The organism is Borrelia turcica IST7, assembly GCF_003606285.1.
GTDB classification, from domain to species: domain Bacteria; phylum Spirochaetota; class Spirochaetia; order Borreliales; family Borreliaceae; genus Borrelia; species Borrelia turcica.
In genome coordinates this window covers 20,057-32,782 of the sequence record NZ_CP028886.1, presented here as the reverse complement: position 1 = coordinate 32,782, position 12,726 = coordinate 20,057, and the positions used below count along the sequence as shown (strand labels likewise).

The window sequence follows — 12,726 nt, the reverse complement described above, 5'->3', positions numbered from 1 at the left end:
AGTTAACTATAATGTTTATTATTTCTTTAATTACTTTATAATTATTATTAAGTATAGTCTATAACTACCTTTTTACTTATTATACTTTTACTTCTCTATTTATGTTACTACTATTTTCTTATATATCCCATACTTAAATCCTTAATTAACATTATTTCTTTATTCCATATTCTTTTATATTTTTATTTAAATTTTATTTATTTACTAAATAACCTTTATATCTATTTACATTTTATTCTTAAAATAATATAATAAACTTAACTCTAATTCTCTAATTTAATGGTTTAAGGGTGCATTTAATAAACTAGACTAGAATTTAATTATTTATATCACTTTTATAAGGAGCTTTATTATGGCTAACAGCAATACTAGAGAACAAAATACAAATGACAATAATTTCACTAATAAGTTTATTGATGAAATTAAATCTCTTGATAAATACTTGTCTGAAGATATCATTGACGATAAGACTTATAAGCTTAGGCTTAATGGGCGTGCAAAAGCATTCCTACAAAATATTAAATCTACTACTAACTACTCTGATAATTATATTAGCAAGCTTGTTACTCAAATAAGAGGTAGAATAAAAGAAATAAATCCTACTCACCCTATGCTTAAATACTTTAAGCTTACTAGAGAAGAGTATGAAGCTATTACTGCAGAGAAGAATAGGAGGGTTAAGGAGCGTAATGCGAATAAAAAATCTTTTAATAAACGCGAATTTCTTCTCTTAACTGAAGAACTCTTATTGTCACATAGATTTGAACTTCTTTATATGGGGTTACTTCTTGCCTCTGGTAGAAGAAGTTTAGAAATTATTGCTGGTTCTTTTAGTGACTCTCAAGAAAAGGACTCTATCTTATTTCAAGGACAACTTAAGACTAGAGATGCTAAACGGTTTAATACTCCTTACAGTATTCCTTTAACTGTTGATAAGAAACTTTTCCTTACAGCCTATTCTATTTTTTCAAACACAACTCAATATAAGGATATAAGAGAGCGTTGGGAAGATAATGAGCTTAGTGACTCTACTATTAACCTGTTGCTTAAGCGTGAACTTACAAAAATTTTTGACTCCAACTTCCTTGTATCTGATTTTAGATCTATTTATACTACTCTTATCTTAAAGCGTGAAGGCTATTTTGATGATACTCATGGGAGTAAAGAAATATATCCAAGAGTTGCCGAGATTTTAGGTCACATTGATGATGAGTCGGCTGCACAAAGCTATAGAGATTTCAAACTCACTAATTCACCTTCTATTGCAGACATTAAACTTAAAATTAACTACATTAGACAAAATAGAAAATTAGAAATAAGCAAAAAAATGTATGATTGGCTTTACAAATCTTCTATTAATTCTAAAATAACTAACCAACACAAAATAATGAGAGGTACGGCTTTTAATTTCTTTAAAGAGTGCATGATTATAGCTATTGATTCTTTTAATACCAACGGTAAGCTTTTCAACATTAAAGAACTTAAATATGAATTTAGAAAAGTTTTATCTAGCAAGGGATATAATGTTGCTTCTAATGGTGTTATCGTTAAAGACTTCTTCGATCACTTCACTGGTCTTGATAAAAAAAGTGAAGTTAAGCTTAAAGGAATAGAAACAACACAATTTCACTCTCAAGACACCATAGAAAACAAAATAATTCCCGATGAAGTTGCAAGGCTTAACCAACTACTCAACTTTAAGAATAAAGATACTATTAAAGAAAACTCACAAATACTTACATTCCTTCTAAAAAAGATACTACTTAGTAAATCCAAGGTTGTTCTTCTTGATTTATTTCAATTTGATTTCCTTAAGAGTAAGTTCCCTAATTTAAGTAAACAGAGGCATAAAAGCATTATTGACATACTTAACCGTAATATTGTGCTTATTAAAGAGAAAATTAAACTTACAGATTAAAGGATTTTATATGAGAGTCACTGCTACTGGGGGTTTTAATAACCCAAATGATTTAGCTAACGCTATTAACAACATAATAGAAAAACTTGAAGAGGAGGGTAGAGAAGTTATTAATATAAAGTATGCTATTTCTGCTCTATCTGGTAATATTTATGCTACAGAATCTCATTATGCTTTAATTCTTTTCAAATAGAGATAAGACCTTTGAGTCTTATCTCTATAAATATTGTGAACATATTAAATATATCACTTATTACTAAGATAATGTATAAATAATCCTATTACTGCACTTACAGCAAATGTTGACACAAACCCAAATATCCAATAAAGTGGCTATATCGCTGAGTCTATTTTACTACTTAGCTCACTCTTAAGCTCATTTTTCACTGCTTCTATCTTAGTATCTAGTTTATCTATCCTACCGTTAAGCTTAGTCCTTACTTCCTTTATTTCACTACTTAGTTCACTTCTTACTGTCTTTATCTCACTTCTTACTTCTGCTATCTTATTATCTACATTATCAAATCTACCCTTACACTCAGCCTCAAATGCAATAAGTTTATCCTCAAGTGACTTTATCTTGTCCTTTACATTATCATCACCATATACTAGATTAAGAAGTAAAAAAGATTCTATTATATCCTCTTCAAATCCCTTTTCAATAAATGCCTGCTTTACATATTTATATTCTGGCATTTGTTTATATGCTAAATTATTCATTTCCTGTCCTCACTCAATTATATCAAACTACACTTTTTAATTACTTATTCAAATAACTTTTCATTTACAACTAGTATTATTATTATATTTTTAATACCTTTATATTTATTAATAATTAGTAAATTTACTTCACTTTGTGTTTATTATTGTTCTTAATCTTGCTTGCCTATTATGAATATCTTGTGTATAATCCCTTTATAAACTCAATTAATATCTATTTACGTTTCATTCCTTTACTCTTGTATTACTATTCTTATTTTGAATTTGTAACTTGTATTTATTATTTCCTTTATTTCTATTGATAATTAATACCTAAATATATAATATATCTGTCTCTATTCCTTCAAATAAATGGTTTTGATGTTAACTTTATTATTTAAGGCAAATTTATAACATTCAACAATATTAAACACAGGGATTCAATATGGCTAGTATCGCTATTATAGAGGTAAATACAAACATTAATAATTTCACTAATAAGTTTATTGACTCTAAGATGAAATATACCATTTAAAATTGAAACATTTAGGAATTGTTATAAAAACATAATTATATTATAATGATTCTAATTTAGGAGGCATTAAATGAATAGAATCATTATATTTTTAATTTTTATATTATTCCTGTCTTGCGATCCACAGGGATCAGGTAAACCTGACACTACACAACAGGGATCAGGTAAACCTGGCACTACACAACAGGGATCAGATCAACCTGGCTCTACAACACAGGGATCAAATCAACCTGGCTCTACAACACAGGGATCAGATCAACCTGGCTCTACAACACAGGGATCAAATCAACCTGGCTCTACAACACAGGGATCAGATCAACCTGACTCTACAACACAGGGATCAGATCAACCTGGCTCTACAACACAGGGATCAAATCAACCTGACTCTACAACACAGGGATCAAATCAACCTGGCTCTACAACACAGGGATCAAATCAACCTGGCTCTACAACACAGGGATCAGATCAACCTGACTCTACAACACAGGGATCAGATCAACCTGACACTAAAAGTAATTATCAAAATGTAAGCACTACTCCAATAAATCAAGCTAATACCTACTTATTGGATGAGAAAGCAAATCAACTAAGCGAAGAAATAAGACAATATGTACAAGCAGCAAAGAATACTAGCACCACCACTCAAGAAAAGGTTAAGACTGCAAATAAACTTCTCAAGACTGTTAACGATCTATCAGACATACTTAACAATATAGCAATCTTGAAAAATATAGATCAAGCACCAAGTATTACAGAAATAGATGCAAAAATAAAGACCGCCTTAAATAACATAGCAAATGATTTATCAGAGAGCACAAGCGATGAATCACTTGTTAACGAAAGAATTGAAGCTTTAAGAACACTTTACAATAAGCTTCTTAGCGAAAAGTACGATTTAGTTCAAAGAATAACTGCATACAGTCAAATAAGGGTTGATATCCCATTAGAGAATTAGAAAAAATAATAAACATAACCCACTCTATTGTCATTTAGAGTGGGTTTCTTTTTCAATATCTTATCTCTTACTTAAACTACAATCAATATTAACTCCCTTAAATCCTTTGTTATTATTGCTAATTTATTCTTAAAATAATATAATTAACTTAACTCTAATTCTCTAATTTAATGGTTTAAGGGTGCATTTAATAAACTAGACTAGAATTTAATTGTTTATATCACCTTTATAAGGAGCTTATTATGGCTAATAGCAATGCTAGAGAACAAAATACAAATGACAATAATTTCACTAATAAGTTTATTGATGAAATTAAATCTATTGATAAATATTTGTCTGGCAATATCATTGACGATAAGACTTATAAGCTTAGGCTTAATGGGCGTGCAAAAGCATTCCTACAAAATATAAATCTACTACTAGCTTGAATTAGTGAGTTTAAAATCTCTATAGCTTTGTGAAGCCGACTCATCATTAATATGTCCTAAAATCTCAGCAACTCTTGGGTATATTTCTTTACTACCATGAATATCATTAAAATAGCCTTCACGCTTTAAGATAAGAGTAGTATAAATAGCTCTAAAATCAGATAAAAGGAAATTGGAGTCAAAAATTTTTGTAAGTTCACGCTTAAGCAACAGGTTAATAGTAGAGTCACTAAGCTCATTATCTTCCCAACGCTCTCTTATATCCTTATATTGAGTTGTGTTTGTAAAAATAGAATACGCATTAAGGAAAAGTTTCTTGTCAACAGTTAAAGGAATACTGTAAGGAGTATTAAACCGTTTAGTGTCTCTAGTCTTAAGCTGACCTTGAAATAAGATACTATCCTTTTCTTGAGAGTCACTAAATGAACCAGCAATAATTTCTAAACTTCTTCTACCAGAGGCAAGAAGTAACCCCATATAAAGAAGTTCAAATCTATGTGACAATAAGAGTTCTTCAGTTAAGAGAAGAAATTCGCGTTTATTAAAAGATTTTTTATTCGCATTGCGCTCCTTAACCCTCCTATTCTTCTCTGCAGTAATAGCTTCATACTCTTCTCTAGTAAGCTTAAAGTATTTAAGCATAGGGTGGGTAGGATTTATTTCTTTTATCCTCCCTCTTATTTGAGAGACCAGCTTACTAATATAATTATCAGAGTAGTTAGTAGTAGACATTAAACTTAAAATCAACTACATTAGACAAAATAGAAAATTAGAAATAAGCAAAAAAATGTATGATTGGCTTTACAAGTCTTCTATTAACCCTAAAATAACTAACCAACACAAAATAATGAGAGGTACGGCTTTTAATTTCTTTAAAGAGTGTATGATTATAGCTATTGATTCTTTTAATACTAACGGTAAGCTTTTCAACATTAAAGAACTTAAATATGAATTTAGAAAAGTTTTAACTAACAGGGAATATAATGTTGCTTCTAATGGTGTTATCGTTAAAGACTTCTTCGATCACTTCACTGATCTTGATAAAAAAAGTGAAGTTAAGCTTAAAGGAATAGAAACAACACAATTTCACTCTCAAGACACTATAGAAAACAAAATAATTCCCGATGAAGTTGCAAGGCTTAACCAACTACTCAACTTTAAGAATAAAGATACTATTAAAGAAAACTCACAAATACTTACATTCCTTCTAAAAAAGATACTACTTAGTAAATCCAAGGTTGTTCTTCTTGATTTATTTCAATTTGATTTCCTTAAGAGTAAGTTCCCTCATTTAAGTAAACAGAGGCATAAAAGTATTATTGACATACTTAACCGTAATATTGTGCTTATTAAAGAAAAAATTAAACTTACAGATTAAAGAGTTTATATGTATATATCACTTATTACTAAGATAATGTATAAATAATCCTATTACTGCACTAACAGCAAATGTTGACACAAACCCAAATATCCAATAAAGTGGCTTTATCGCTGAGTCTATTTTACTACTAAGCTCATTCCTTACTTCCTTTATCTCACTACTTAGTTCACTTCTTACTGCTTCTATCTTATTATCTACCTTATCAAATCTATCCTTACACTCAGCCTCAAATGCAATAAGTTTATCCTCAAGTGACTTTATCTTATCCTTTACATTATCATCACCATATACTAGATTAAGAAGTAAAAAGGCTACTGCACAAACAATTAACATACGCATTCGGAAAAACAGCAGTAGTATTAATGAAACTTCCGTTAAACAAGAATTAGAGGTTTATTTTAGCAAACTTAAATTAGGAGCTACTTATAACATCTATTGATATGTATCTTGTTATTGGTAAGGATCTTAACATAGTAGAGCCTACAAAAAACCAGAAGTGCAATACTAATTCCTACTGGAAACCATCAATAAGTTTTGGGTCTAATTAATCAGACAACGCAAGAAGTAGAACATGAGTAGTAGTAGTCATCAAGACTCAATTAATACAGAATTTGAGATATACAGAGCCAAATATTTAAATCTTATTGATAATCAAAATATACATAACGAGGTTACAAAAAATTATTATGAATTTAGAATAAGTAAGCTTTATAGACTATACAAAATTGCACAAGAAGCACACAATAAGTTCTTCTGGCATTTATGGATCTAAGAAGCCTGAGGATTATATTCATTTAAAAAGACAAGCTACGCATGGGACATTCCATTCTTTACATTTGAGAACAAACAACAAAGCTGCCTTAGAATGACACAGGAAGGACTCAAGTTTGTATGGCTTATGGGTACAGAAGCTCATACAACAGAAATTTTAGACACTATTTTTGGCAAAAATAATTGGAAATATAGAGTTTATAGTAATAAAGATAATGTATCAATTGACATTAGACATCTTACTGAACAGAAAAAGTAATATGCACTAGAAGACTTAAGACGTGCAATTCCTCCCTATGTTAAACTAGGAATGTTTAACTACTTACTAAGTTTCGCTGACAGCGGAAAGCGATATCTTACAGAGAGATTTGTGATAATGGAGGATCAGCATTTCTTAAAAGCAAACTTACAGACTTTATTACTGATGCTATCATATTGCCTTATGAGAGCTTTACACTAGATAAGAGTAAATTAAACCAAGATTTGCTTAAAATTATTAACCCTCAGGGATCAGATCAGAAGACAATTATTTTAATTGCTAAGAAGGGCATATCTATGCTTCATATTAATAAAGCTAATGATAACTTATTCATAAGAGATGACTCTACTCACATACTAATACTTAACTCCAAGGATTCTTTATGAGTAGTATTAATACTAGATGCAAGACACACACAAAGGAAAGCAATACACGTGCCAAACAAATTGAATCAAATCTTAATATTATACTAATAGAGAGCACAGAAAAAGTGCTTGACTGTATTACACTACAGGAAGAGACAACACTAACCCTATTGCATGCATTGATTGGATCACGTTTGTGCCTAAATTTGCTTGCCTTAAGTATGCATACAATAAGATACGACACAAGTTAATAGCTAGTTCCAGAGGAATGTGCAAGACTCACAATAGTGCTAGAATTTGGCTTGAATATCTTATAACAGAGCAGGTTAATGATATGATATGGTTTAGATACACTGAGTCTGCTGTTTATGATAGTTTTATTAAGCTATTTGGGTCAATTATTGATAAGGAAGGACTGGAAAAGTACGCTAAGATAAGGCAGAATAAACATAATGAACTATGGAAAGTAAGAAGTCCTTATACAAATTCTGTACCTGACTTCAGAGATGCATTCTCTCCTCCCGCTCTTAAGGGCATTGAAGGAAAGAATAAGGTACTCTTTGATGAGGCTACTGAGTTTAGTAATTCAAGTCTACTTAAACTTGAAGGAAATATTAAGCGAGAAGATAGAGTAGAGATTTGGTACTGCTTCAATTTCGGTGAAGTATCTCGATATACACTTTATACATTCAAATATACAATAAAATACTGTACAATAAGAATTGGGCAATTCATAAGTAGTGAGTATAGATTTATTAAAAGAATACGTAAATGACTTAAAAAGAACAAAAGTAGAAGAGAAAACAGAATTTGCTGATAGAGATTACTTAAAAAAGCTTATTAACAAGATTAAGCCAAACTCAAATATTCAAATTCAAAATGAACCGAAACGAAACAAAGAAGGTTTAGGTGCTCCCGACTTTATCGTTAAAAACAATGAAAGCATTGTAGGATATATTGAAGCTAAAAAGATTGAACAAAACTTAGATGATACTTTAAGAAGTCCTCAAATTGAGAAATACAAACAACTATCAAACAATATTTTACTAACAAATTACATTGAGTTTATTTGGATAAGTAAAGGAAATGTTGTTTTACGAGAAATTTTGATATTTAAAACTGACTTAGAAAAACACAACACAAAAATTGATCCGATTAAATCAGAAAAGGTTACAAATATTTTAAACCAATTTCTAGAATCACCCATTGAAAAGATTACAAGCGTCGAAAAGTTAGCTAGTCTACTTGCAAAGCGAACAAAAACTTTAAAAGAACTGGTTGAACAAACCTTAAATTTAAACCTAAGTTTACCCCCAGATAAGCACAATACATTAACAGGAACTTATAACATTCTTAAAAAAAGAATATATAACGATAATTTCAAGGCAGATGAGTTTGCAGACTCAATTGCACAAACCATTACTTATGGCTTTTTTCTTGCAAAACTTAATAATACAAGTAATCTAATAATTAACTTTAATAACATTAAGCAGTTTATTCCCAATAACTTTGCGTTAATACAAGATATACTTAGGTTAGTTGACAATATTGCAAGTAGTAGTGAATATAAAAACATAAAATGGATACTAGAAGAGATCATTAATATTATTAATAACATTGATACTGAGATACTTTTTAAAGAATTCTCATTTGCTCAAACTTATCAAGAGTCTTTAAAAGACCCTTATCTTTATTTTTATGAAGACTTTCTAACTCAATATGATAAACATTTAAGAAAAAGTAAAGGAGTTTACTATACGCCCTATTGTGTTGTTAATTTTATTGTCAATAGTTTAAATAACATTTTAAAGCATACCTTTGATTTGGAAAATGGATTTGCAACGAGAGAAGAAGTAACCGTATTAGATTTTGCCACTGGTACTGGTACATTCTTACTTGAAGTTATTAAATGCATACTAAAAGAAGTGCCAAAAGAGTCTGGTAAACAACAAGACTACATTACTAGTCACATTCTTAAGAATATATACGGATTTGAGTACTTAATGGCTCCATATGCTGTTGCTCATTTTAAATTATTTCAATACCTAAAGGAAATTTGTAACTTTAAGTTTGAAAATGAGAACGAAAGACTGAAAATATTTTTAACAAATACTCTTGATTTAACAGAAAAAACAAGTCAAGTTGAATTTCAAGCATTCCTCCCTGCAATTAGTGAAGAGAATAAACTTGTTAATGAGGTTAAAAACAAACCCATATTAGTAATACTTGGTAATCCTCCATACAATGTAGGATCAAAAAACAACAATAATCATATATTAAAATTAATGAAAGCTTATAAAGCAATAGAAAATAAGCAACTAGATGAAAGGGCAATCATTTCACTTAATGATGATTATGTTAAATTTATTAGATTTTCAGAACATAAAATTGAGAATGCTAGTGAAGGTTTGCTAGGCATTATTACTAATAATGGATACCTAGATAATGTTACCTTTAGAGGAATGAGATATCATCTACTTAAAACTTTTGATGAGATCTATATTCTCAATTTACATGGTAATTCAAGAAAAAAAGAAAAAACTGATGATGGTGATATAGACGAAAATATTTTTGACATTCAAACAGGTGTTGCTATTGGTATCTTTATTAAAAATAAAACTAGGGAGGAAACAAATAAATTAGCTAACGTATTTTATAAAAACATTAAAGGCACTAAAATACAAAAATATGCATTCTTAGATTCTAACGACATCTTTAGCATCAATACTTTTGAAAAGCTCAATCTTAATCCCCCTTATTACTTTTTTGTTAAAAAAAATTTAGTCAATGTAGACACTTACAATAAAGGCATTTCCTTAAAAGATATTTTTAGTAAATATAGTGTCGGAATATTATCTGGTAAAGATAAAATAGCTATTGATTTTACAAAAGAAAAACTTTTATTTAAACTTAATGATCTAGCCTATCTGAGTGAACAAGATGCTCGATATAAATACGGGTTAGGCAAAGATACTGAAAATTGGAATTTATTAGAAGTTCAAAAATTCTTAAAATCTACTAACATTGATGAAAAGCACGTTCAAAATATAACCTACAGACCATTTGATAATAGATTTATTTATTATTCTAAAAGCAAAGGAGTCGTAGCAAGACCACTTTATAAGACAATGCAACACATTTTAGATATTGAAGATAATATAGCTTTAGCTACAACAAGATTTTTGTCAACAGATAGCTTTAAACATATCTTTATTACTTCTAATATTTCAGAAGGGTGTTTAGTTTCAAACAAAACTAAGGAAGCTTCATATTTCTATCCTCTTTTTATAAAAGAAGAACACGGAGCTTTAGGAAATGTAGTAAAAGACAACTTTACAGAGAGTTTTAGAAATTTTATTGACACTAAATACCCTAAAAAGTTCAAACCACAAAAAATACTAGCTTATATTTATGCAATACTTAACTCAAACACCTACAAAACAAAATTTTACGAGTTTTTAAAAATAGACTTTCCTAAAATCATTTTTACAGATGAGATTGAAACATTTGAAAGTCTTAGCAGATTAGGAAATATGCTAATCAGTGCACACCTACTAAAAACTACTGGGAATGTAGATAAAAACATTGGTATGCATATTTCATTAAATGACAATGACAAGCATATTGTAGAAAAAATACAATACAGAAGTGACACAGAAGAGCTTTATTACAATAATAATAGCAAGTTTATTAATGTGCCTTATAATGTATACAATTTTTTTATTGGCAGTTATCAAGTGCTTCACAGTTACCTTAAGTATAGAAAAGGAAGATATTTAAGTATTGATGAAATTGAACACATTGAAAAGATTATTAGAGTTGTTTATTATACAATTGACATTCAACATCAAATAGACTTAATTACATGTAATCTTAAAGAATTTAACACTTAACTACAATTGTTACTTAAATTATTATTTTATCAAACAGTAACGACTCAATATCTATAAGTTTCATGTCAAATCCTGTCATTTACATCTCTCATTTATCCATAAAATGATTAATTCTTATTTAAAAAACAGATTCTAAACTTATATAAGAAGTACGCTAAGAGATATCATAAAGATGCTAAATGAACTAGGCCTTTATGAATTAATGAATATGTGAAAATTGTATTTCATGTCATTAATCATAAAAATGAAAAAACTACAAAGCAATTATTAAGAAACACTATAAAGACAAACTTATTGATAATTTAGCAGACAAAAAAATTAAAGGAATATTTGAAGAGAAAATTAATAATTTAACCTTCGATAAAGACACAACAATTATAACAAGTAGGGGAAGAAGCATTGTCCAATGTTAACTTAAAATATATCTTACGTATAATAAGTTCTAAAAGTAACAAGAATTTTAAGAATTCAATTTTTAAAATCAGATTAACGCGCATACAAGTAAAGTAAACAATAATAAACCCGACCCTTTCAGTGGGAATACGAAAAAATCTTAGAACTCACTTTTTTGATTTAAATAAGAATTATCAATAAAACCTAAAAAATTAACTAAATTAATCCCTTCTTTATTTCATCTCTATAATATTTTAATATAAAAATAATCTAGACTTACATTTAGCATATACATATCAATTCTCATGTTATATGTTAAATCCACAAGATGCACATTGTTAGTTAACTTTGTTTTTATAATCACATCCCAAAAAAAGTATCATTGACAAAAACTTTATCCATCAGCACTTTAAGATATGACTGCTAATTATCCCAATGGACACAAAAAGCACACCTTTTTATCTTAAAAACACCTTGCCACTTCTATTCTGTTTTTATAAAGATCAAGCAAGTAGACTGATTATAACTATCATTTAACTAAACCTACCATTTCCAATACTAGGGAAGTTCTATATAGATAAGTTTAATTTATCATCTAAATTGTAGAAATAATGAATAAACGTTAGCAATTAAATGCGATTGAAAGTAATGCCAAGAAATTTATAAAGAATGATAATTCATTAATTAAAATCAATAGTTTCATGATGTAAGCATCATCCGTTTTGTTAGAAACTTTTTCTATTTTCACTTTTAAAACATGCACAACTCCTCACTGGCAAGAATTTCATTTATAGATCTATACAGACCAAGTAAAAGAAGCTTTAAAAGAAGGAAAAATTGAAATACCCGAGTTTCACAAGTGGTTTGCATCAAATCAAATTGTTAATATAGACCTAAGTTCAAGAAATTCTCAATTAACAGAATGGGAATCACTCGTAAGTAACTCTTCCTCTGTAGTATCTAAGGAATCGATATAACATTTAATAATCAAACACAGATAAGCGCTTTGGTATCTACAATATGCATTTAATCACCTTAAGAAAGGATTAGAAGATAGATACACTAGACATGAATACATGAAGACTTCTATTAATAATCTACTCTTTTTAAAGATGCCTATATAACCCAC

At 29.0% G+C, this 12,726-nt stretch carries 12 protein-coding genes; 9 read left to right on the top strand and 3 right to left on the bottom strand.

Annotated elements, in window-relative coordinates:
• The first annotated feature begins 352 nt into the window (after window positions 1-352).
• Together DB313_RS05385 and DB313_RS05380 are read left to right on the top strand one after the other, a co-directional pair.
• Window positions 353-1,918 carry a protelomerase family protein gene (locus tag DB313_RS05385; RefSeq protein WP_120104628.1) on the top strand — a complete coding sequence of 522 codons (1,566 nt, stop codon included), beginning with the start codon at window positions 353-355 and terminating at the stop codon, window positions 1,916-1,918.
• A gap of 10 nt (window positions 1,919-1,928) precedes the next feature.
• On the top strand, window positions 1,929-2,111 hold the full coding sequence (locus DB313_RS05380; RefSeq protein WP_120104854.1) for a hypothetical protein: 183 nt from the start codon (window positions 1,929-1,931) through the stop codon (window positions 2,109-2,111).
• Window positions 2,112-2,251: 140 nt separating this feature from the next.
• Here DB313_RS05380 and bdr read toward each other — a convergent pair whose 3' ends face one another.
• A complete protein-coding gene (gene bdr / locus DB313_RS05375) occupies window positions 2,252-2,638 on the bottom strand; it encodes a Bdr family repetitive protein (protein WP_120104853.1) in 387 nt (128 codons plus the stop codon).
• A gap of 584 nt (window positions 2,639-3,222) precedes the next feature.
• Here bdr and DB313_RS05370 point away from each other — a divergent pair.
• On the top strand, window positions 3,223-4,107 hold the full coding sequence (locus tag DB313_RS05370; RefSeq protein ID WP_120104852.1) for a hypothetical protein: 885 nt from the start codon (window positions 3,223-3,225) through the stop codon (window positions 4,105-4,107).
• A 242-nt stretch (window positions 4,108-4,349) separates the two neighbouring features.
• Window positions 4,350-4,535: a hypothetical protein gene (locus DB313_RS05365; RefSeq protein WP_120104851.1), complete on the top strand. Its 186-nt coding sequence runs from the start codon at window positions 4,350-4,352 to the stop codon at window positions 4,533-4,535.
• Here the strand turns inward: DB313_RS05365 and DB313_RS05360 are convergent.
• The gene (locus DB313_RS05360) at window positions 4,527-5,267 is read right to left on the bottom strand and encodes a protelomerase family protein (RefSeq protein ID WP_120104850.1); all 741 of its coding nucleotides are present in this window, start codon (window positions 5,265-5,267) and stop codon (window positions 4,527-4,529) included. The two genes, DB313_RS05365 and DB313_RS05360, sit on opposite strands and share 9 nt — an antisense overlap.
• A 55-nt stretch (window positions 5,268-5,322) precedes the next feature.
• On the opposite strand from DB313_RS05360, the gene DB313_RS05355 reads away from it, so the two are divergent.
• Window positions 5,323-5,913 (top strand): hypothetical protein, encoded by a 591-nt coding sequence (locus tag DB313_RS05355; RefSeq protein ID WP_120104849.1) that lies wholly within the window; start codon window positions 5,323-5,325, stop codon window positions 5,911-5,913.
• An 18-nt stretch (window positions 5,914-5,931) separates the two neighbouring features.
• Here the strand turns inward: DB313_RS05355 and DB313_RS05350 are convergent, their stop codons facing one another.
• Window positions 5,932-6,249: a hypothetical protein gene (locus tag DB313_RS05350; RefSeq protein WP_120104848.1), complete on the bottom strand. Its 318-nt coding sequence runs from the start codon at window positions 6,247-6,249 to the stop codon at window positions 5,932-5,934.
• 238 nt (window positions 6,250-6,487) lie between these two features.
• Between DB313_RS05350 and DB313_RS05345 the strand changes: the two genes are divergently transcribed.
• The 4 genes from DB313_RS05345 (at window position 6,488) to DB313_RS05330 (ending at window position 11,204) form a co-directional block, all read left to right on the top strand.
• Window positions 6,488-6,688: a hypothetical protein gene (locus DB313_RS05345; RefSeq protein WP_120104847.1), complete on the top strand. Its 201-nt coding sequence runs from the start codon at window positions 6,488-6,490 to the stop codon at window positions 6,686-6,688.
• A 126-nt stretch (window positions 6,689-6,814) separates the two neighbouring features.
• Complete coding sequence (locus DB313_RS06570; RefSeq protein ID WP_274542543.1) at window positions 6,815-6,946, top strand: hypothetical protein; 132 nt, start codon at window positions 6,815-6,817, stop codon at window positions 6,944-6,946.
• Between the two features lie 561 nt (window positions 6,947-7,507).
• Window positions 7,508-8,086, top strand: a complete 579-nt coding sequence (locus DB313_RS05335; RefSeq protein WP_120104845.1) for a phage terminase large subunit — start codon at window positions 7,508-7,510, stop codon at window positions 8,084-8,086.
• Window positions 8,052-11,204: a type ISP restriction/modification enzyme gene (locus DB313_RS05330; RefSeq protein ID WP_120104844.1), complete on the top strand. Its 3,153-nt coding sequence runs from the start codon at window positions 8,052-8,054 to the stop codon at window positions 11,202-11,204. Before DB313_RS05335 ends, DB313_RS05330 begins: the two co-directional genes overlap by 35 nt.
• The last annotated feature ends 1,522 nt before the right edge of the window (window positions 11,205-12,726 follow it).